The organism is Hymenobacter baengnokdamensis, assembly GCF_008728635.1.
Taxonomy (GTDB): domain Bacteria; phylum Bacteroidota; class Bacteroidia; order Cytophagales; family Hymenobacteraceae; genus Hymenobacter; species Hymenobacter baengnokdamensis.
Window position 1 is genome coordinate 2,058,428 of the sequence record NZ_CP044285.1, and the last position, 22,432, is coordinate 2,080,859.

At 48.7% G+C, this 22,432-nt stretch carries 19 protein-coding genes; all 19 read left to right on the top strand.

Features of this window, described 5'->3' with window-relative positions:
• The first annotated feature begins 86 nt into the window (after nucleotides 1–86).
• The 19 genes from F6X24_RS08805 (at nucleotide 87) to F6X24_RS08895 (ending at nucleotide 22,410) form a co-directional block, all read left to right on the top strand.
• Nucleotides 87–1,427 (top strand): UDP-glucose dehydrogenase family protein, encoded by a 1,341-nt coding sequence (locus tag F6X24_RS08805; protein WP_151087646.1) that lies wholly within the window; start codon nucleotides 87–89, stop codon nucleotides 1,425–1,427.
• A 54-nt stretch (nucleotides 1,428–1,481) separates the two neighbouring features.
• Nucleotides 1,482–2,426, top strand: coding sequence for a UDP-glucuronic acid decarboxylase family protein (locus F6X24_RS08810; protein ID WP_151087647.1), 945 nt, complete (start codon nucleotides 1,482–1,484; stop codon nucleotides 2,424–2,426).
• A 395-nt stretch (nucleotides 2,427–2,821) separates the two neighbouring features.
• Nucleotides 2,822–3,928 (top strand): DegT/DnrJ/EryC1/StrS family aminotransferase, encoded by a 1,107-nt coding sequence (locus F6X24_RS08815; protein WP_151087648.1) that lies wholly within the window; start codon nucleotides 2,822–2,824, stop codon nucleotides 3,926–3,928.
• 42 nt (nucleotides 3,929–3,970) lie between these two features.
• Nucleotides 3,971–4,381, top strand: coding sequence for a sugar 3,4-ketoisomerase (locus F6X24_RS19435; protein ID WP_151087649.1), 411 nt, complete (start codon nucleotides 3,971–3,973; stop codon nucleotides 4,379–4,381).
• Complete coding sequence (locus F6X24_RS08825; RefSeq protein ID WP_151087650.1) at nucleotides 4,371–4,946, top strand: N-acetyltransferase; 576 nt, start codon at nucleotides 4,371–4,373, stop codon at nucleotides 4,944–4,946. Before F6X24_RS19435 ends, F6X24_RS08825 begins: the two co-directional genes overlap by 11 nt.
• 40 nt (nucleotides 4,947–4,986) lie before the next feature.
• Nucleotides 4,987–5,928 (top strand): glycosyltransferase, encoded by a 942-nt coding sequence (locus F6X24_RS08830; protein WP_151087651.1) that lies wholly within the window; start codon nucleotides 4,987–4,989, stop codon nucleotides 5,926–5,928.
• A 33-nt stretch (nucleotides 5,929–5,961) separates the two neighbouring features.
• Nucleotides 5,962–7,524, top strand: coding sequence for a lipopolysaccharide biosynthesis protein (locus F6X24_RS08835; RefSeq protein ID WP_151087652.1), 1,563 nt, complete (start codon nucleotides 5,962–5,964; stop codon nucleotides 7,522–7,524).
• 22 nt (nucleotides 7,525–7,546) lie between these two features.
• Nucleotides 7,547–8,551: a glycosyltransferase family 2 protein gene (locus F6X24_RS08840; protein ID WP_151087653.1), complete on the top strand. Its 1,005-nt coding sequence runs from the start codon at nucleotides 7,547–7,549 to the stop codon at nucleotides 8,549–8,551.
• Between the two features lie 18 nt (nucleotides 8,552–8,569).
• Nucleotides 8,570–9,664: an acyltransferase family protein gene (locus tag F6X24_RS08845; protein ID WP_151087654.1), complete on the top strand. Its 1,095-nt coding sequence runs from the start codon at nucleotides 8,570–8,572 to the stop codon at nucleotides 9,662–9,664.
• Nucleotides 9,665–10,014: 350 nt separating this feature from the next.
• Nucleotides 10,015–11,793 (top strand): ABC transporter ATP-binding protein, encoded by a 1,779-nt coding sequence (locus tag F6X24_RS08850; RefSeq protein ID WP_191906521.1) that lies wholly within the window; start codon nucleotides 10,015–10,017, stop codon nucleotides 11,791–11,793.
• Nucleotides 11,794–11,858: 65 nt separating this feature from the next.
• A complete protein-coding gene (locus tag F6X24_RS08855) occupies nucleotides 11,859–12,935 on the top strand; it encodes a DegT/DnrJ/EryC1/StrS family aminotransferase (RefSeq protein ID WP_151087656.1) in 1,077 nt (358 codons plus the stop codon).
• A gap of 4 nt (nucleotides 12,936–12,939) precedes the next feature.
• Nucleotides 12,940–13,578 (top strand): PglD-related sugar-binding protein, encoded by a 639-nt coding sequence (locus F6X24_RS08860; RefSeq protein ID WP_151087657.1) that lies wholly within the window; start codon nucleotides 12,940–12,942, stop codon nucleotides 13,576–13,578.
• A 59-nt stretch (nucleotides 13,579–13,637) separates the two neighbouring features.
• A complete protein-coding gene (locus F6X24_RS08865; protein ID WP_151087658.1) occupies nucleotides 13,638–14,600 on the top strand; it encodes a glycosyltransferase family 2 protein in 963 nt (320 codons plus the stop codon).
• Nucleotides 14,601–14,732: 132 nt separating this feature from the next.
• The gene (locus F6X24_RS08870; protein ID WP_151087659.1) at nucleotides 14,733–15,959 is read left to right on the top strand and encodes a glycosyltransferase family 4 protein; all 1,227 of its coding nucleotides are present in this window, start codon (nucleotides 14,733–14,735) and stop codon (nucleotides 15,957–15,959) included.
• Nucleotides 15,960–16,171: 212 nt separating this feature from the next.
• A complete protein-coding gene (locus F6X24_RS08875; RefSeq protein ID WP_191906522.1) occupies nucleotides 16,172–17,197 on the top strand; it encodes an acyltransferase family protein in 1,026 nt (341 codons plus the stop codon).
• A 28-nt stretch (nucleotides 17,198–17,225) separates the two neighbouring features.
• Entirely contained in the window at nucleotides 17,226–18,488 is a 1,263-nt protein-coding gene (locus F6X24_RS08880; protein ID WP_151087661.1) for a glycosyltransferase, read from the top strand.
• Between the two features lie 6 nt (nucleotides 18,489–18,494).
• A complete protein-coding gene (locus tag F6X24_RS08885) occupies nucleotides 18,495–19,658 on the top strand; it encodes an acyltransferase family protein (RefSeq protein ID WP_151087662.1) in 1,164 nt (387 codons plus the stop codon).
• Between the two features lie 121 nt (nucleotides 19,659–19,779).
• On the top strand, nucleotides 19,780–20,811 hold the full coding sequence (locus tag F6X24_RS08890) for a glycosyltransferase family 4 protein (RefSeq protein ID WP_191906523.1): 1,032 nt from the start codon (nucleotides 19,780–19,782) through the stop codon (nucleotides 20,809–20,811).
• A 102-nt stretch (nucleotides 20,812–20,913) separates the two neighbouring features.
• Complete coding sequence (locus F6X24_RS08895) at nucleotides 20,914–22,410, top strand: DUF6056 family protein (protein ID WP_151087664.1); 1,497 nt, start codon at nucleotides 20,914–20,916, stop codon at nucleotides 22,408–22,410.
• Nucleotides 22,411–22,432 lie beyond the last annotated feature (22 nt).

Here is a 22,432-nt window from a genome sequence, read left to right on the forward strand (position 1 = left end):
GGGGCCTTGTGAACAGTGTTTTTGGCTTTTTACCAGTTGTTCCTATTAGTACCTAACGGCTTAGCACTCCGTTCCAATTTCTATTTATGAAAATCGCAGTAGTAGGCACCGGCTATGTTGGGCTGGTTACGGGTACCTGTTTTGCCGAAGTTGGTATCGATGTTACTTGTATTGACATCGACGAGAAAAAGATTGCTAACCTGCGTGATGGCATTCTACCCATCTATGAGCCCGGCCTGGAGGAAATGGTGGCGCGCAATGTAAAGGCCGACCGCTTGCACTTTTCCACTAAGTTGAGTGAGGCCATTAAAGGGGCTGATGTAGCGTTTATTGCAGTGGGCACGCCTCCTGGTGAAGATGGTTCGGCCGACCTGAAATACGTGCTGGCGGTAGCGCGGGGCATTGGTGAAAGCATGAATAATTACGGTGTTATTGTGACGAAGAGCACAGTGCCCGTTGGTACAGCGGCCAAGGTGCGCGCCGAGATTGAGCAGGCACTAGGTAAGCGCGGTGTCGATATAGAATTTGACGTAGCTTCCAACCCTGAGTTTCTGAAGGAAGGCGCTGCCATCGACGACTTTCTCAAGCCCGACCGCATCGTGGTCGGCGTCAGCTCTGAGCGAGCCGAGGAGGTAATGCGCCGCCTCTACAAGCCCTTCCTGCTCAACGGCCACCCGATTATCTTCATGGATATCCCGTCGGCTGAGATGACTAAATATGCGGCAAACTCTATGTTGGCGACCAAAATATCGTTTATGAACGATATTGCCAACCTCTGCGAAATTATGGGGGCCGACGTAAACAAAGTGCGCCAGGGTATTGGCTCCGATGCCCGCATCGGCACCAAGTTTATCTATCCGGGCATCGGTTACGGTGGCTCCTGCTTCCCGAAAGATGTAAAGGCTCTCATCAAAACAGCCCAGGAAAACGGCTACCAGATGCAGGTGCTGCAAGCGGTAGAAGGCGTTAATGAAGCGCAAAAAGAAGTGCTGTTCAATAAAGTAAAGAAGCACTTCGGTGGAAACCTGAAAGGAAAGAAGTTCGCCATCTGGGGCTTATCATTCAAGCCAAAAACCGATGACATGCGCGAAGCGCCGTCGCTGGTGATTATTGAAAAGCTGCTGGCCGAAGGCGCCACAGTTTCGGCCTATGACCCGGTGGCTGTCAACGAAGCCAAGCATACGCTGGGCGACACCATCACGTACGCTAAAGACCAGTTTGAGGCCCTGGTAGACGCCGATGCCCTGCTGGTTGTGACGGAATGGCCCGAGTTCCGCTCTCCCTCCTTTGAAGTAGTAGGTCGGCTGCTGAAGCAAAAAGTGATTTTCGACGGCCGCAATATCTACGACCCGGTCGAGATGAAAGAAGCCGGCTTCGCTTACCACTGCATTGGCGTAAAAACCTACCATAAAGAGCCCGCCTCCTAGTTTATCAATTCTTAGTCATGCGTTGCCCGTGCAGTATGGCATCCAGCTTTTTCTATGTCTGACAAAAAACGCGTTCTTATCACCGGCGGCGCTGGTTTCCTGGGCTCACACCTATGCGACCGGTTTTTGGCTGAAGGTTATCATGTGATAGCAATGGACAACCTGATTACCGGGGATTTGTCCAACATCGAGCATCTTTTCAAGCGCGAGGACTTCGAGTTTCACCACCACGACGTGAGCAAGTTTGTGTTCGTGCCGGGGAAACTGGACTACATTCTGCACTTCGCCTCGCCAGCCTCGCCGATTGACTACCTCAAAATCCCGATTCAAACCCTGAAAGTTGGTTCGCTGGGCACCCATAATCTGTTGGGGCTGGCCCGCGTGAAAGGCGCCCGAATGCTGATTGCCAGCACCTCCGAGGTGTATGGTGACCCGGAAGTCCACCCGCAGGTAGAAACCTACTTCGGCAACGTGAACCCCGTCGGTCCGCGCGGCTGCTACGACGAAGCCAAGCGCTTTCAGGAAGCCATCACCATGGCTTACCACACGCACCACGGCCTGGAAACGCGTATTATCCGCATCTTCAACACCTACGGCCCCCGCATGCGCCTCGACGATGGCCGCGTGCTGCCGGCTTTCCTCTCGCAAGCCCTGCGCGGGGAAAACCTGACGGTATTCGGCGACGGCTCCCAAACTCGCTCCTTCTGCTACGTCGATGATTTGGTGGAGGGTATCTACCGCCTGCTGCTCAGCGATTATGCACTGCCGGTAAACATTGGTAACCCCGACGAAATAACTATCAAGGAATTCGGCGAAGAAATCGCCCGTCTTACCGGCGTCGAGTTTAAGCCAACGTATCAAGCTTTGCCCGAAAACGACCCGATGAAGCGCAAGCCCGATATTACTCTGGCTAAGGAGATTCTGGGCTGGGAGCCAAAAGTAGGCCGAGCCGAGGGGCTACGCCGGACGCTGGAGTATTTTAAAGAACACGTGGGGTAGCGCTACTGCACTATTGGGTAACAGCCTGCCGCTGGAGTAACTCGGCGGCGGGCTATTTTTTGACCAGTTCTGTAGCTGTCTGGATGCGCATCGGAGCCTGTCAATGATTGATAAATAAATTATTATTTATATATATTTAAATCCTAATATAAAGACGAATACGAATATAGTAACTTCCCTCTCATTGAAGCAGCAAAACTAGCCGGTAAACGGCAGCGAACTAAGTATGATGCGGCCTTTCGGACCGAGGCAGTCTGCCGGGTAATGTAGGATGGGCAGGCAGCGACGCCCTACTACCTCAGTTTAGAGCAAACAGTTCAAGTAGGAAGGGCCTAAATCAGCTCTTCAGCGTTACTTTTGTTCTAAGTAAATTTTTGTACTCTATCTTAGGTTTCATGGCAATACCATTTTTATCGCTGAATTCACAGCATACCGCAGTTAGGTCAGAAGTGCTATCTGCGATAGCTGAAGTGTATGACAAACAATGGTATGTACTGGGCGAACAGGTTGAGGCCTTTGAAAGGGAGTACAGTATATTTAACCATACGAATTATACAATAGGGGTTGCGAATGGATTGGACGCGCTGCACTTGTCTTTGGCAGCGCTAGGGGTGCAAGCGGGCGATGAAGTAATCGTACCTAGTAACACGTACATCGCCACCTGGCTCGCGGTCTCTTATCTGGGAGCAGTGCCGGTGCCAGTCGAGCCTGACCCACTGACCTATAATCTGGACCCAACTCGCCTTGAGGCTGCGATTACGGCGCGCACTAAAGGAATTATGCCTGTTCATTTGTACGGGCAGGCGTGTGAGATGAGTCTTATAATGGAGGTGGCTCGCAAGCATGGCCTGTGGGTAGTCGAAGATAACGCTCAGGCGCAGGGCGCAAGCTTCAATGGTCAACTCACTGGCAGCTTTGGCCAAGTGAATGGAACTAGCTTTTACCCTGGTAAAAATTTAGGTGCCATTGGCGATGCCGGGGCCGTAACTACCAACGGCGACCTGCTAGCAGCCAAAATTCGGACACTACGTAATTACGGTTCGCAGCAGAAATACTATAATGAAGTAATAGGGTATAATTCTCGCCTCGATGAGCTGCAAGCTGCTGTATTACGTGTGAAGCTACGCCAACTGCCAGAATGGACGGCCCAGCGCCAGCAGGTAGCGGCTTACTATCACCAGTACTTATCCGCTGTGGAGGGCCTTTCACTTCCCAAAGTAGCCGACGGTGCTACGCACGTTTACCACCTATACGTCGTGCGCACGGCCCGGCGCGATGCCTTGCAGCAGCACTTGACGCAGGCCAATATCGGCACGCTTATTCACTATCCGGTACCGCCGCATCGCCAGCAAGCTTATGCGCATTTGCACGCACCCTCTGGGGCTTATCCTCTTGCCGAAGAACTAGCTGCTACCAGCCTTAGCCTACCTATGTGGCCTGGGATAACCGAAGCCCAAGTAATTGAGGTAGCTACTGCGGTACGCAACTTCTTACAGGCATAACGTTTCACTTACGCCCGCCACCCGATTTGGGTAAAAGATAGTATGGCTGTTCCACATTTCATTGAGTTGGCTAAAATAGGTTCACCTTCTCTCGGATACATCACGGTAGGGCAGAATAGTAACTTGCCCTTCACTATCCAGCGAGTATACTGGACGTATTTCACACCCGACTCCGTTATTCGGGGTCATCATGCACACCACGAGTTAGAGCAGTTGATTTTCGCTGTCAGTGGCCATATTGAGTTTACCCTGGAAGGCTTGAATGGGAAGGTCCAAACCTTTCTGCTCGATTCGCCAAATATAGGGCTATATATACCACGTCACTATTGGCGCACTATCAAGTTTTCTCACAATGCTGTGTTGATGTGCTTGGCTTCTATGGAATACCAAGAAGATGAATACATTCGCGACTATAGTACTTTTAGGGCTTTGGCTGTTACCTATGATTCCTGAGGCATCTTATTATTCTCATCCGCAGGCACTGGTCGAAACACAGGCCATTGGTGAAGGAACCCGCATATGGGCCTTTGCTCATGTACTACCTGGCGCCCTTATCGGAAAGCACTGTAATATTTGCGACCACTGCTTTATTGAGGGACAGGTACGCTTGGGCGACAATGTAACTATTAAGTGTGGAGTTTATCTCTGGGATGGCATTACCCTGGAAGACAACGTTTTTGTAGGGCCGAGTGTAGTATTCACCAACGATGTGCGCCCGCGTAGTAAAAATAACTCATATAGCTTATTAAATACTTTGGTAAAACAAGGAGCTTCTCTTGGCGCCAACAGTACCATTCTGGCCGGAATTACCGTAGGCCGCTATGCGCTTACAGGTATCGGTTCAGTAGTAACCCGCAACGTACCCGACTATGCATTAGTATATGGTAGCCCGGCCCGACAGCATGGATGGGTAGATGAAATGGGGCAAAAACTAGTGGCTGCTGGTGCCGGCCGCTGGGTTTCAGTTGATGGAAGCCGCTACTATCAGGAAATCGACCAGGGATTAAAACCTGAGTAGTATGCCTACTTATTCATCCTAGCTCACACTCTTGCATACTATGTCTACTATCCCTTTGGTGAGCGTTGGAATAGCCTCCTATAATAATGGTCCTTACTTGGAGGAATTGTTGGAAAGTGTTCGACAGCAGACTTACCCCGCTGTTGAGTTAATTATTGTTGATGATTGCTCTACTGATAACTCTGCCGCAATTATTACTAACTGGCTGGCCCTTACTGGTTACCCAGCTACTTTTATTCAGCACGAACGCAATCAGGGCATTGTCCAAACCTTTAGTGACTGTCGGGCTCATGCTAAGGGTGAATACCTTTCGCTTGTTGGCTCCGACGATGTGCTAGCACCCAACCTGCTAGCGGCTACTATTGCTGAGTTTGAGCGTCATGGCCCAGAGTGTGGGGCTGTATATACTGATTGCCAAATTATTGATTCGCAAGGTAAAGAGGTAGCGCCTAGTTTTTTGCGGCTTTTCGATGCAGGGTTTGCTGATAACCCGCCCCAGGGTAATATCATCGTGCCGCTCCTTACAGGGTTCTATCTGCCGGCACTTACTACTACCATGCGGCGTGCTGCGCTTGACCAAACTGGTGAGTATGACCTGAATCTCTTTTCCGAAGACCTGGACATGTGGATACGGCTGTCGCGAAAGTTTCACTTTGTTTACTTACCCGAAAATTTAGGGGCTTATCGAGTACATAATACTTCCGCTATTCATGCTAACCGTCTGTCACTCAACGAGACGTACTTTCGAATTTACCGCAAAAGTAATTTCGTAGGCCCTGTCGAATGGGCTGCGGCTCGGCACAATCTTGCCGACCAAGCGGAACACTACTATGCAGATAATGGCCAAGATGCAGCAAGTAGGTTATGGTACGCCTTTCAGGAAACAAAGCGGATAAAGCTTCTGATTTTTTGGTTGCTAGCCAAAGTTGGTGTCAGATATAAAACAGTGCGGCAATTACTGGGGCGAAAGCCTCAAGGCTGAGTAGTAGATAACAGCTTCGTGATGATATAAATTATGACTAATGTATCGCGTAGTAAGGCAGCATTTTGGGGAACCATTTCTACGCAAGCCTATACTATTATTTCTATGGCAGTGTCAATCGTCAGCACCCCGCTGATGATACGGTATCTTGATAAAGAGGCGTATGGTCTTTCTATCATTTTCTACCAGATTATCAACTACCTGTCTCTTTTCGATTTTGGCTTATCAACGGCAGTCAACCGTCAGTTAGCCCTGCACCGGGCCGATAACGAGCAAAATCGCCTAATGCTTAACCGCATCATTAGTACTGCAATGGTAACGGGTGGAGTATTCGGATTAATTACCATTTTAGGTGGTTGCTTGTTCGCACCTTATTTACCAGGGTTTTACCACCTGCGCCCCGACTTGGCGGCTCCGGCAGTGCCTATCGTGATGACCTTGAGTCTGGTAATAGCCGGGCAGTTTATGCAGCGTGGGCTAGGTAGCATTTTTTACGCCCACCACCGACAGGCATTGATAGGTACGCCCCTGTTCATTGTTAGTATTCTGACTACTGGCGTGACCATAGGATTATTGGCTAATGGCTATGGACTGTGGTCGTTTATGTATGCCAACCTATTCCAGTTTTCCCTCACGCTTATCCTGCAGATTGGGATGGTGCGTAGATATTATCCGTATCTGCGGGTACACTGGCGTTTCTTCGATAAGGAACTGGTTCATACCATGATGGGATACGGGTTTTTCATGTTCTTGCATGGTTTGGCAGCTCAAGTTATTTTATTTACAGATCGGCTGGTTATTGGTAAGATATTGACTCTAAGCTTAGTAACTATTTTTTCCATCACGGTACGCATTCCGGAGGTGGGTATGAACCTGCTCACCAGTATCTTAGGGAATGCTGTACCGGCTTTAGCAGAAATAGCCGTGCACGAAGGAGAGGAGCGTATTCGTCTGAACTTCGAGCGTATGATGGTACTGATGGTCAGCTTGAGTATGCTGGCGTGCTGGTCTATGCTGTTGCTTGACGACTGGTTTATTCACCTATGGGTAGGTAGCTCATTTTTTGCTGGGATTTCTACGCTGATTCTGGCGCTCATCGTGATGGTGCAGCAAACTATCACCCGTACTGGTGTACAGTTTTTGGATGCCAGGGGAATAGTCCAGGCTTCGAGCCTAGCCGCTATTATCGAAGCGGTGCTGAATATCACCATTTCAGTCGCACTGGGCCGGGTACTAGGGCTTAATGGTATTTTGCTGGGTACCATTCTGGCAGCTCTGGTTACATCGTCATGGTATGTGCCATACCTGCTACACAAACACTTAGGCGTTTCACTTATTCAATATTTCTGGCACGGACTAGCCAAGCCCGTGCTGGGGGTGAGCCTAATAGGAATATTTCTATACGAGGCAGTGCACGTAGTGCGCGAATACCTGCCAACTAACTGGTCAAGCTTTCTGGTGGTAGCTTCGGTAGTAGGAGGCACATTAAGCGCTTTTGTCTGGATACTATACCTGCGCGGCCCACTAGGTCACTACGTGCCCCAGCGCCTGCGCCGGGTGTTGCTGGTACCGCCTATGCCCGTCATTCCGGTTTAATAATTCGCCCTTTTGCTGGAGTATGATAGATATCTTTATTAAATCTTGTAACCGAGCCTATTATCTGGACCGATGCTTACAAAGCATCTACAAACTGGTAACTGGCGAGTTCACAATTAAAATCCTGGACGACGGTACCCCGCCACAATACCTGGCACGCATTGCGCAACAGTATCCAGACGTACAGATGTTGCGCTCTCCACTCTATGGAGCGAAGGTTGCGATCCTCGCTGGCTACCTCCAGCAAGGCCAGGCATATCAATCGTTGGGCATTCCTACGCAGTTCTGGATAGAGTCGATTGCAGCAGGTACCGACTACTTTTTACTGCTTGAAGACGATATCTGGCTTACGCAGCCAGTTGATGTCTCCGCTATTGAAGCCACCATCCGCCGCGAGCGGCTGGCGATGGTGCGGCTGTCGTGGCAGGGTAATCCACAGCTAGTAGCTGGCCAGTTGCATAAGCTGGATGCGAGCATCGAAGAAATAAAGCCAACTATTCCGCAGTGGCGAAGCCTGGTCTTCACTAATCGGTTTAAGGTGCGCTCGGTGGGCTATAAATTAGGGTTTTTCCGGGATATTATGCCCTATCAATTGCCGCTGTATGTGCTGTATGCAGTAGCAGCGGCTTTTTTTGAAAAGCACTACTGGCTATTTCTCTGGCAAGGTGCCGGTACCCGCGTACTGGAAGAAGCGCAATTAAAAAAGGCGCTCTACTGGTATCAGCAGCAGCAAAGCCGTTACGCAAAAGTGCTGGTAGAAAGTGCTCAGACATCCTACCTTACCTCGACAACCAACGGTTATCAGGAAACCAGGTGCGATATGTTGCTCATCAACCACCTGCTGAATGAGGCATGGCTAGGCGGTGAGTTGGATAGCATGCAGCAGTACCCCAAGGATTTCGCGGTTGCTTACCTTGCCCCTTTTTTGCTGGCTACCCCCAATGGACAGGAGCTATACCATGATTGGTTGACCTGGACCGCGCGCTTCAAGAATGACTACGAGCGGGTTGGCTGCGTGGTAGAATAATCTTAGCTGTACTGAATAATGGAGCCAGAACCGCATCGCGCGCCCATCCGCTTTTATGAGATTGACCTGCTGCGTTTTTTGGCAGCACTTGCAGTTGTCGTTTACCACTATACCTTTCTTGGGCAGGGTCGGCCTTCCTACAACCCTCTTGTTTTCAGAGAAATAAGTGGTATTACCCGCTACGGGTACCTGGGGGTGGAGCTGTTTTTTATTATATCTGGCTACGTAGTACTGCTTAGCGCACAAGGTAAAACTGTGCGTCAATTTTTTGTGTCCAGGGTGATGCGGCTCTACCCCGCTTACTGGGCCGCCTGCACGTTGACTTTTTTAGTAAAAATAATGTGGGGTAGCGCAGCATACCCGGGTGCGGGTATGGCTGCCGACTTGCAGGCTACCGTGGGCCAGTACGTGTATAACCTGACTATGCTGCAAGACTTAATTGGGGTGCGCGATATGGATGGTCCTTATTGGTCACTAGCAATCGAGATTACCTTCTACTTCCTCATTTCGGTGCTGATAGGTTATAAGCTGCTGCCCCGCATCGATTGGTTTTTAGCTGGGTGGCTGCTTTATGCTGGTCTGCCCCATCTGGCTTACTCCGGCCCACTGTTTACCACGCTGTTTATTCGGGGCTATGCCCCTTATTTTATTGCCGGGATGCTGTTTTACTTGATGCAGCAGCCCCAGGGGCGTACCTGGGGGCGCTACCTGATGCTATCAGGGGCATACGTGCTGGCCATCAGGAGTTGCCGGCAAAATGCACTGGAGCTTACGGGCGTATACCATTCTCTGGTAAGCCCCTTCATAGTTACTGTTGTGGTTACGGGTTTCTTTCTATTGTTTGCCCTGATATCATTCAGATGGTTGAACCTCTCGCGCTTTACTTGGCTTACCTGGCTAGGAGCCTTAACCTATCCTCTTTATTTAATTCATAGCGATATTGCGTTTGTTTTATTTTTTCATTCTGGTAGTGGCATTAATAAGTATGTGATGGTTTTAGGCACATTAGCCCTGATGCTCGCACTGGCTTACCTCATTCATGTGGCTGTGGAGAAGCGGTACAGTCGCCAGTTTGGAGCTTGGTTAACTGCTCGGCTAGCTAAGCTGGATTAAAGGCTATAAAATAGCAGCCGGCTGTCGTAAGTATGAACAGCATTCATAGCAGTTGGGCCACAGTATAGTAGCTAACAGCCCAGATTAGCACAAGAGAACCAACCTTTCCTGCTTCTGTTTGTGACTTACCTTTGCCAAACGGATAGCGAAGCTGTTTAGAAAGTCGAGTTGGGCGGTATCGCTGGCTGTCTGCTCATCGTGCGCCCAAGATTGTTCGGTTAACGAGTGGACAGCCGGCAAAAAAGCCGACAGCCCACTTCAGCTCCGACTTCCCAAACAGCTTCAGTAAATAGAAGTTATTGCTTAGCTAGAAGTCAATCGAATGACTTATTTAGTAAAAGTATATGGTTATGAATAATAATATTATAAAATACTCACTTAATAGCATTCGTTACTATCTGGACCCTTCGCAGAAGCGTAGAGCCAGCTGGATGTTCGTCCTGCTACTCGTTACTGCCTTTTTGGATGTAATAGGGTTGGCTTCGCTCATTCCTGTAATGATGATAGCGGCGGAGCCTGGCGGCATAAAAACTAATAAGTTTTTTGGGTTTTTATACAGCGCTTTGCATTTTCAATCGGAGCGCTATTTCCTTTTGGCACTAATACTGGTTGTATTTGTATTCTTTTTGTTTAAAAATCTTTTTTCTACCTGGGTCAGTCACCTTCAAACGAAGTTCACAGCAGCAGTAGGATTGAAAATTATCGAATCTCAATTCAACAAATACTTAAATTTCCCTTTTCTGAGCTTTAACCAGTTAGGCTCCGCAAATCTCATAAACAGTGCTATTGCTGTACCAGCATATTATGTGAGTATGATGATGCGGCCGCTGTTTATTTTATTTTCTGATATAGCAATTGTATTGGTTATTATAGTAAGCATTTTGCTTTATAAGCCTTTGCTATTAGGTCTTTTAGGGTTTGTTCTGGTTCCGGCTACTTTGCTTACTTACCGCTTCCTGCGGGGGCGCTCTCATGCTATCGGCAACAGAATCAATGTTGTGCGCCCTATTTCATATGGCATCACCGCTGAGCTGTTCACTGGATTTGTAGAGTTGAAATTAGCCGGCAAGCAGCATAAGTTTAGGGATAAACTTCTTCTTAATGAAGCAGAGCTTCAGGAACTCGAAGCACAGAGCCATTTATATTCCATGCTACCACTCAAGGTAATTGAGATGGTTGCTATTCTGGGCGTGCTGACTATTTTTTTATATGCTATTTTTCTGCCGGACCCATCCAATAATCTTATTGCATTGGTTGGGTTATTTGCTGCTGCTGCCTATCGACTAATGCCTTCGGTAAACCGCATGCTCACCGCGCTGCTACAGATTAAGCAAAGTCAGTCTAGTATTGAGAACTTGGAGATGTACCGCGAGCCAGTGTATAATGAGGCTCCGCACCCGCAGCAACTGCCCTTGCATTTTGAGCGCAGTATTGTGTTCGACCAAGTACAGTTTACTTTCCCTGGCAGTGAGGATGCACCTACTTTGAAGAATATCAATCTTACTATTCACAAAGGCGAGAAGATAGGATTTATTGGTAGTTCCGGTTCGGGAAAAACTACCCTCATGAATGTGCTTCTACGGTTTTACGTGGAACAAAAAGGCCATGTGCTTATCGATGGCCAGCCACTTACTTCGCAGTATCTCGAAGCCTGGCATCGCCTGATAGGGTATGTTAAGCAGGATACGTTCCTGATGCAGGCGTCTATTCAAGATAATATTACGTTAGGCGACACTACTATTGATGAAGCGCGGCTAAGCTATGCCATCGAGATGGCTTCTCTGAGTGGGCTGGTAGCGTCGCTACCCGAAGGCGTGCATACGCATATAGGAGAGCGCGGCTCCAAGTTATCGGGTGGACAGCGGCAGCGTCTCGGTATTGCGCGGGCGCTGTATAAAAAGACTAAAGTACTGGTGTTAGACGAAGCGACCAGTGCCTTAGATAATGAAACGGAGCGAGAGGTAAATGAAGCGATTAACAAGTTAGCCGAAACCGATATCACTATCCTTATTATAGCACACCGCATTACTACGCTAAGGGAGTGCGACCGTATTTACGAGTTAAATAAGGGGGAAATTATTGCGGAGCACCAATATGATAGCTTAATACAGCAAATTATTGCTGCTTAGAATCTCATTGTTCAGTAGTAACATGCCCGCCGACAGGCTGGTCAGTGTTTTAAATCAGAATAAAAATGCCCATTAACGTCACTCAGTCTTATCTGCCGCCTCTGGAAGATTATGTTCGCTACCTCACCGGAATATGGGAGCGAGTGTATTTAACTAATGCTGGGCCATTGGTAGTAGAACTGGAACAACGCTTGAAAGACACCCTAGGAGTTAAGCACTGCTTTTTCGTAAATAATGGCACCATTGCGCTTCAGATTGCCATCAAGGCGCTGCAACTGGCCGGAGAAGTGCTGACTACTCCCTTTTCCTATGTTGCTACCACCTCTAGCTTAGTTTGGGAAGGCTGTACGCCAGTTTTTGTGGATATTAATCCCCACACTCTTTGCATCGACCCCGATTTATTGGAAGCGCACATTACGCCCCGTACGGTAGGTATAATGGCAACGCACGTGTATGGCAATCCCTGCGACGTAGAAACTATCGAAGCTATTGCCAAGCGGCATAATCTGCGAGTAATTTATGACGCGGCTCATGCCTTCGGAGTTACTTATAAGGGTAGTTCGGTGCTCAATTTTGGGGATATCTCGACGTTAAGTTTTCATGCAACCAAACTGTTCCATACAGGCGAGGGTGGGGGCATTATTACCAATGATGACGAGCTAGCCCACCGCATTTCCTATATGCGCAATTTTGGGCATAATGGCCCCGAGGCATTCTGGGGGGTGGGGGTAAATGGTAAAAGCTCGGAGCTTCACGCTGCAATCGGACTATGCGTACTGCCCAAAGTGCCTGAACTTATTGCGAAGCGCCGAATGCTAAGCGAACGGTACGATTTTCTCTTGAACAGTACCCAGTGCGTGCGGCCAATGCTCCAGCCTCATACGGCCTACAACTATTCCTATTATCCTATCGTGCTGCCTTCGGAAGAAGTTTTGCTGCGTGTGCGCGACAACCTAAACAGACATGAAATAACCCCACGCCGTTACTTCTATCCCTCGCTCAATACCCTAAACTATGTGAAGCCGCAGCCTGCTCCGGTCTCCGAAGATATTTCGCACCGCGTACTATGCCTGCCCTTATATTATGATTTGGAAGTGAGCCAGGTAGAAAAAATTGCGCAATTTGTCAATGAAGTAATATAGATATATGCTTATACTTGGTGCCCGCGGACACGCCATTGAGTTGCTACAAGTACTGGAGAGCCTTGCAGTAAAAAAGCTTTGCTTTTTCGATAATGTGAATAATGATGCGCCTACTCATTTGTATGGGAAGTATCCGGTTTTACATTCGGCTTCGGAAGCTATAGCCCAACTGCATCAGGATGTACGTGTTGTTATTGGCATAGGTGGAGGGTACCTGCGTGAGCGCTTGGCTCGGCAAGCAATGGATTGGGGCGGCGTACTACACACTGTGGTTGCTGCCACGGCACAAGTTGGCCGCCACGAGGTAGTATTAGAGCCGGGGCTCAACGTGATGGATGGTGCTTTAATTAGCAATGAGGTGATAGTGGGGGAAGGGAGCTTGGTGAATGCCCGGGCTGCTCTTCACCATAATGTAGTTGTAGGGCGCTACTGTGAGATTTCACCCGGTGCTCAGTTGCTGGGCCATGTTCGGGTAGGCGACTTTGCGCAAGTAGGAGCAGGCGCAATTATACTGCCACGGGTTACAATAGGCGTGGGAGCGGTAGTCGGCGCAGGGGCAGTGGTTACGCGCCATGTCGGCCCCTATGAGATAGTAGTTGGCATTCCAGCTCGTGCTATCCGCAAGCAAGCAGCTGATAGCTAATTAATGCGCCCGATTACAGATTAAATTACTAAACGCTCGAATTTTAGTTATTAGCTATCATGCCGAAACAGCCAGATGCTACGATTCCACTCGTGAGCGTAATGATGGTAACATATAATCAGGAAGCTTATATAGAAGCTGCCCTGGACAGCGTTCTGGTTCAGCAGGTCGATTTCAACTATGAAATAGTAGTTGGGGAAGATTACTCTACAGACCAGACTCGGGCGATACTACGACGCTATGAACAGTCGCATGCTGACCGAATCCGGGTACTGTGGCGCGAAAAAAATCTGGGAGTTTCACGTAATTGGGATGCAACTATGCACCAGTGCCGAGGCACCTACGTAGCGCTCCTAGAAGGCGATGATTATTGGACTAATCCGCATAAACTGCAAAAGCAAGTTGACTTCTTGGAGGCTAATCCTGACTTTAGTTTTTGCTTTCATAATGCCCGCGTTCTCTATGAAGGTGGCGGGGCTCCGCCAGCCAGCCACCAGATGACGCAAGAGCAGAAACCAGAATTTACTTTGTTTGACGTAACCGGCGAATGGCATATTGCCACTGGTTCCGTTGTATATCGCCGGGCCTTAATGCTTGAGTTGCCTGAGTGGATTCATCAGTCGGTAGTAGTCGACTTACCACTGTTTGCTATACTGGGTAATAAAGGTAGAATAGGCTTTCTAAACGAAGAAATGAGCATTTACCGAGTTAATTCAGGCGGCGTAACTCAAACCGCGAAAAAAGAAGCTTTCTTGTTGGGCCTAATCCGTATGTATAAAAACTTAGACCAGCACCTAGCCTTTATACAGCACCGTAATTTTATGATTAAAATTGCTGATGCTTACCAAGCATTAGCTAGTTCGCTCAATACTCAGGAGCGTTATAGTGAAGCCCGGCCCTATTTATTACAAGCTTTGAGGAGCCGTTTAGCCGCGCGGGCCATGCCCCGAAAAGATATGTTTAAGGTGTTAGCTATTAGTTTGATGCCAGGTTTGTATAGAAGATTGTACAAAGAGCAGTAATGCATTGAGCAATTAGCTATAAAAAATTGCATAAAAAATCAGGTAGCCAACTGCTAATGCGCTGGTCAATATTACTGTTGACCGAAAAAAAATACTTTTTAGAAGAAGATATATAAACTAAGTTGATAGATTATGAACATTCTTATCGCCATTGAGGACTTGCGTACAGGTGGCGCACAAGTTTTCGGCATGCGTCTGGCGTATGCACTACACCAACGCGGTCACCAAGTATACCTGTATAGTCACTATGCATCTTATATCAACTATTCACTGGTGAAGCAGGTAGCAACCGGAGTACCAGTGTTAGCCTTCCACCCTGCCATACCGGGAGTAGACTGGCTCACGCGGAAAATTCAGGGTGGGTTGCGCCGGCTAGGACTGCCTTTCGCCGGGCGCGAGCGCTTGGTAGAACGTCACTTGCGCCAGACTTTAGAGCGCCTGCGAATAGACGTTATTAACTCGCATATGATAAAGTCGGATTATGTAGCAGCAGCAGCAGCTACCACGGCTGAGCCGGCAGTCCCTTTAGTCATAACTATGCATGGTTGTTACGAAGAATTTTTGCATAAGACAACCGAGCCTAAAGTGACACTACACTCGCGTCGGGCGCTACAACAGGCCGCTGGGGTAGTCTATCTGACAGAGAAAAATCTAGAAATATTCTCCGTACCAGGTGTGCGGCCGTTAGCTGACCTGCCTCACGCTCAGATTTATAATGGCTTCGATGGTCATTTCTCGCCTTTCGCCCAATTGCCCACCCGGGCACAACTCGGCATTGGCGAGCATGATTTTGTGGTAGGAATGGTAGCTCGAGGAATTGTCGAAAAAGGTTGGCAATATGCCCTCAATAGCTTTGCAGAATTGCAGACTGAATTTCCAACGGTGCACTTGGTATTGATAGGTAGTAGCGACTACCTAGACAGGTTGCACACTGCTAATACGACGCCTAACGTGCATTTCTTGGGTTTTGCACCGAATCCTATCGATTGGGTCAGACTTTTCGACGTGGGCCTGCTACCAAGTTATTTTGCGTCTGAAAGTTTGCCTAATAGTATTGCAGAATATCTGTTTTGCGAAGTTCCGGTAATTGCTACCCGTATTGGCGAGATACCACGGATGCTGGAAGTGCCTGGACAAGGGCTAGCGGGGGTATTGCTGGAACAAAACGGCTTAGGCCTTACCCAGCCAGATACCCTGACAGCCGCTCTGCGAGCCTATTGTACCGACCCTGAATTACTAAAAACGCATCGGGAGTTAGCCCGACAGTGCTTTGATAAGTTTCGTATGGAGCGATGTGTAGCAGCTTATGAGGCACTGTTTGCACAAGTGCTTTTAGATGCTCGTAAGGTAGCACCCTAGTGCATTACGTAGCTTAAGCTTGCGATTAGTGTTAATTTTGCGGAGTGTCTTATTCTACTCCAAACCGAGTGGAAAGTTAAATGACTGTTAATCAGCGCTGGGCAAAATTTGTCTGTAGGGTAGATGAGAAACTGACAGTGAGCTGCTGCGCATTGCGGACTAAGATTTCTTCCCTATCTGAATCTATATTTCCAATAAATATTATAGCTACTGTGTCTGAATTACTAACTGCTAATGGGCAGGCCGTGCATAAACGTTACCTACCTGGGCTCGATAGTCTGCGGGCTATAGCGGCGTTAAGTGTCTGTTTGTTTCATTTTACCAATGGCGCGCTCCCTAAAGCAATTGTGCCGGTAGTGAAACAGACATTTTCAAAAGGGGCATTAGGAGTAGATATATTTTTTGTGATATCGGGCTTTATTATTCCCTATAGTCTGTTAGGTAAAAACTATCAATTAAGTGGGTTTTTAGTATACATTAAAAAGCGTATTATTCGGATAAATCCTCCGGCTTATGTAGCTATTATTCTAGTGCTGGCTCAATGGTTTATTATCGACCAATTTATCCGGCATACTACCTCTTATACAAGCGGCCTGAGTGCTGGGCAAATTATCAGTAATCTGCTGTTTGTGGTGCCATTTACTTCCTACAAATGGGTTATCGGGGTTTTCTGGACGCTAGCTATTGAGTTCGAGTTTTACCTGTTTATCGGAATTTTATTTAGCTTCTTATTTGAGCGTCGCCATATCGGCTTTTTTATCGGATGTTACTTGCTAGTTAATGCCTTGCAGTACGTGGTGCCTGTATTAGCAGTAGGAAGCTTTTGCCAGTACAGCACCATATTTGCGTTGGGTGGGGCTACCTTGCTGTGGCAGCAAAAGCGGCTAACTCTGCTTTTGTATGCAGGCTGCCTACTATTGTTTTCGGGGCTTGCCTATTGGCAACTAGGAGCTTATGTAGCCGGTACAGCACTAGCTACCGCAATAGTTATTAATTTAATGAATGTTAATATTCCAGGGTTAGGGTTTATTGGAAAAATATCCTATTCATTTTACTTACTGCATGTTTTCATCGGCAATACCAGCGAATTTATTCTGGTAAAGTTAATCGCTCCTACTTCCGACGCGCACAAGCTTCTTATTCTGGCGCTTTCGCTAATAGCTGCCGTAACGGGGGCTTACATTTTTTACCGCTTGGTTGAGCAGCCATTCATGCGTTTGGCATCGCGCCAGCATTAAGTGTCGCTCACTTTAAGTTAATTCTGCTATGCTAACTTCTGCTGCAGCCCGCCCGCATCTGCTGATGATAATCCCAAATCGGGGTCTGGGTGGAGCCCAACGAGCATTTCACGACCACGGAGTAGCCTTGCGGGAGTTTTACGACGTAACGGAAGTCATTTTTAATGAAGATGAACCTGACCTTTACCCAAGTGGCAATGCTGTGCGGAGTTTGGGAGTACCTGGCGGTGGCGGCCCGGTAGCTAAGTTAAAGAACTTTTATGCGCGGGTAGCCAAGCTACAGGCCTTGAAGCGCGAATTAAACTGCGATGTGGCTATAAGTCACCTGGAGGGTGCTGATTACGTCAACCTGCTCAGTAAGGGCCGAGAAAAAGTCATTCTACTCATCCAAGGATCTAAAGTCCATGATGGTGAAATTAAAGGCGGGTTGGGCTGGTTGCGTAAGCGCTTACTGATGCCCTGGCTTTACCACCGGGCCGACCGCGTAGTAACGGTTAGCCGCGACATTATCCCGGAGATGACAGAAGCGTTTGGCGTGCCAGCCGAGCGGCTTATGGCCATTAACAACTCGTTTGAAGTAGAGCAGGTGCGGGAGCGCAGCCAAGAACCACTGGCCCCAGCTATACAAACTGCTATCTATGATACGGGGCCAGTGCTGGTCACTTCAGGACGGCTGGCTGTTCAAAAAAACCAGGCTCCGCTGCTCGAAGTTTTTGCCATTTTGCTAAAGCAGCAGCCTGCAAAGCTGGTATTCATTGGCGATGGAGAGTTGCGTGACGAGTTGAGCGAACAGGCGCGCGCACTGGGCTTACGTACTTGGCTGGCCTGGGAAAATGCCCCCCTGGCAGCCGATTATCAGGTATACTTCGTAGGCTTGCAAAGTAACCCTTTTCAATTTATCCGGCCCGCCCAAATATTCGTTTTCCCCTCTGCCTGGGAAGGGTTTCCGCTAGCATTGGGAGAAGCTATGACCTGTGGCGTAGCCTGCGTAACGGCGGACTGCCCCACTGGCCCTCGCGAAATGCTGGCTCCTGACTCATCTATTCCAACCAAACCCATCCGGCAGGCAGAGTGGACACCCTATGGCGTGCTGATGCCCATGCTCACCAGTGCGGCTACCCTAGCCGCCGACCAGGCGGTATGGGTAGCCACCCTAGCGCAGCTACTCGGCGATACGGCCGAGCAGGCCCGGCTAGGGCAGCAGGCTTACGAGCGAGCCCTCGATTTTTCGCATGCCAATACCTTTCGGCGCTGGCGTCAACTCATTGATGCTACTCTAGCGAGTAAGTAGTTACGTATGCAACCTGCTGCTCCAGAACCCGTCGCGATGCAGTCCCCCCGCCGCATCTACTTCCCGAACCTGGATGGCCTCCGCTTCCTGGCTTTCTTTGCCGTATTTCTATTTCACTCCTTTTACACTGCTGAACCTGCTATCTTGGGCAATGGGACATACCAGTGGGTGCGGGGTCTGACCCGCTCGGGAGACTTAGGGGTGAATTTTTTCTTCGTACTCAGTGGCTTTCTTATTACGTATCTACTGCTAAGTGAACGAGAATTGACCGGCCGTATTGCAATAGGAGCCTTCTACGTGCGACGAATTTTACGCATCTGGCCCCTCTACTTTGTGGTGGTGCTCCTAGGGTTTTTTATACTACCTATTGCGCGGGCCAAGTTCGGGCAGCACGTTATTCATGAAACGGCCCGGCTAGAATACTACGTACTGTTTCTGGCTAATTTTAGCGATATCTACTATGGCAGCCAGACACCTGCGCTTACTGTACTGTGGTCGGTATGCGTAGAAGAGCAGTTTTACCTTGTGTGGCCCCTGTTGATAGCCGCCGTGCCCAGCCGGTACCTCGGTTGGTTGTTTAGTGCTGTGCTGGTGGGTAACCTACTGTTCCGGGCCGGACATCAAACTGAGCATTTGGTGCTAGGGCTGCATACACTTAGCGTTATCGGCGATATGGCTTTGGGGGGCCTAGTGGCTTGGATGTGCTTTCGTGACAAACGGCTAACTACAGCAGTGGCAGGTTTGCCGCGTTGGGGTATAGGGTTAGGATATGTGCTGGGAGTTGTTATACTACTCGGGCGTAATCGATTGAGTATAATGCTGCCGAGCTACGTTGTGTTCGACCGACTGGTGCTTGCAATTTTCTTTGCTTTCGTACTACTGGAACAGAACTACGCTCGCCATTCTTTCGTGAAAATGGCGAAAATGCGTTGGCTAAGCTACTGGGGGACCTATACTTATGGTCTATATTGCCTACACTTTATGACCTTGCTGGCGGCCTACCAGTTGTTGCATCGCTTGGGGCTGAACAAGACCGTGACAGGCGTGCTGCTTGGCGACAATGCCGTGGGCCTGACCCTAGCTATGCTGCTGAGTTGGGTGAGTTTTACGTACTATGAAAAACCCTTTTTAAAGCTGAAAAACCGCTTTGCCTTCATCAAAACCCACTGATGCCCCTGCCACCGCTGGCCGAGTGCTGGTAGTAGATAATTCGCGAGCAGTAACCGGGGCGCTTAATGCCATACGCAACGCTACCACACCACTACGCGCCGTAGGGCTCGAGTTTGCTTACGTGTTGCCGACTGGCAGTACCGCCCGTTCGGTACTCGAAGCTGACGGCTATGTGGTATATGAATTGCCTTTCGTAGAGATAAGCCGGCGCAAAGCCGACTTGCTGCGCTATGGACCAATGCTGCTACTCAATGGCTGGCGACTCTACCAACTGGCTCAGCACACCGGCGCCAGCATTATCCACCTCAACGACTTTTACAATCTTACGGGCTACGTGGCCCGGCTGCTAAGCTTAGGGCGGCTGCAAGTAATAACGCACGTTCGCTTTCTGCCCCAAAGCTTGGTGCAGCCACTGGCCCGCACCTGGCGCTGGTTAAGTAACCGGTTTGCCTATCGTACTGTATGCGTATCGCAGGCAGTAGGACGATATTTCGCTGGGAGTACTACTGCCCTCGTAATTTATGACCCCTTACCTGGTCCGGAGTATCACCCTATTCCTACTCACCCTCCTCGTTCCGACGGCACAATACAGCTGCTTTATTTGAGTAATTATATTCAGGGTAAAGGTCAAGACTTGGCGCTAGCAGCTTTTAGACAGGCTTATGTCCGAAACCCGCGCCTGCGCCTGCACTTCGTGGGCGGCGATATGGGTCTGGAAAAAAATCGACAGTTTCGGCAGCAGCTCGAAGCGGCTGTGCAACGGCAAGGCCTGACAGCAGTAGTGCATTTTGAAGGTTTTGCTACCGATGTGGAAGCCGCTATCAAAACTGCCGACATTGTGCTCAACTTCTCAGAGTCAGAGTCATTTTCTCTCACTTGCCTCGATGCTCTTTTTTATGGCACCCCGCTAATTGCTACCGACTGCGGCGGCCCGGCCGAACTATTCGAGCACGAGCAGTCAGGACTGTTAGTTCCTAACCGCGACGTATCTGCTATGACTGCGGCCATCGTCTGGCTAGCGGACGATGCGTCTCTGCGAGCGGAGTTTGCCGTAGCTGGGCGGCAATACGTACGGGAAAAATTTGCGCCTATTCACACATACCAGCTTTTGCAAGCATGTTATCAAAATGCAGAATCCGCAGTAATTACATAAATATTTATATATAAACAAAAAATTATTATTGTAGACAGTATGAAGTATGTTGTACATTTGGCACGAATTGCTTTTGCAATGAATTAATGCTTGTCAATATTAATGGAACGTTCGACTGAAGTTGCTTCTGGTAGTACTACACTCTACAAAGTGTTTTTTTTAACGCTGGCCCTAGTAAGTGTCCTTCCTTTTTTAGTTCTATCATTTTATAGTCATCCGGTGGCGGATGATTACGTTTTTTCCGGCTTTTACAAGCGGATTGGCTGGCTGGCCTTTCAAAAGGTGTTTTATCTTAATTGGCAGGGTTTATATACTACCAATGCCGTGATGTGCAGCCCTTTGAATCCGGTTGCACACGATAGATTTGACCTATACTGGATACCCTGTTGGTTAGGTATAGGGAGTATAGTTGCCAGCCTATGGCTACTGATGCGGTATCTAACGAGAGATAGGCTGGCAACGCTGGTAATTACATCGGCTGTTCTGTTTGCCTACTTATATCAAACCCCTAGTCCGGCAGAAGGACTATTTTGGCTGAATGCTAACTGGGCTTACCAGATGAGCATAAGTATTGGCTTATTATTAATATTGGTACTGCTGCAAGCCTTTCAGAACAAACAGGTAAGCCTAGGCTATTGGGTAGCTGCAGCCATACTGACCATAATACTAATAGGCACCAATTTTATTGCCGCGATGCTCACCGCATTTGCAATAGGAGTAGGTATGCTCCTTAACCTGCGTAATAAAAATACCCGCTTGTGGTGGATGGCCCTGTTGCTGATAGCTTGTGTTGCGCTGGCGATAGTTGTCTTAGCTCCGGGCAATACTGTGCGAATAAAGACGGAAGCTGCGTCGAGTGCTACAGCGGCTTTGACCAACCAAGCAAGGACTGCCTCAAAGCTCATTACTGGGGTTGTACGAGGTACTTTGTTTCTGGTATATAGTTTGGTAAACTGGCTGGGTAACGGTGTGATTTTAGCACTCTCTGTAGTGTTAGCACCTATACTGTCTGCGGTTAGCAAGAATACGGAGGCCCCCCTGACCATCTTTTTTAAAAAGCGGTTTGTACCCTTGCTGGCGGGCGGAGTAATGGTAATGTTGCCTTTTTTTCCGACGTACTTGGCAGAAGGTGTGCCACCCGCAGGGCGGGTTACCAACGTAATTTACTTCGTTTTTATCATGGTCTGGCTATCTATGCTTTACGCGGCTGTTACGTGGTGGCGGCGCGTAGCTTCCACTTCTCATCGGCAGCCGGCTTATATAACTTTTGCAATGGCTACCTTCCTAGTGATAGCCTTACTCACCGACTCCAACTACTCGCTTGCATATAGTAATAAAGGGCAAAGCTCCAATAATATAGCACTAGCTTATAAGGATTGGCTGAGTGGAGCGGCTAAGCAGTTCGATGCGCAACATAAGAAGCGCTACCAACTTATGATGGTGCCTGGACACGAGGGAGTAGTGTTGGACTCCCTGACAGCAGTACCCAGAACTATTTATCTGGATGACTTGCACCCAGATTCGACTCATTGGGCAAATAGAGCCTATGCCAAGTTTTTTGGCAAAGCTTACGTGAGAGTGAACAGAAGAGGTAAATAAGGGGGTATAAAGGCAGGAAGCT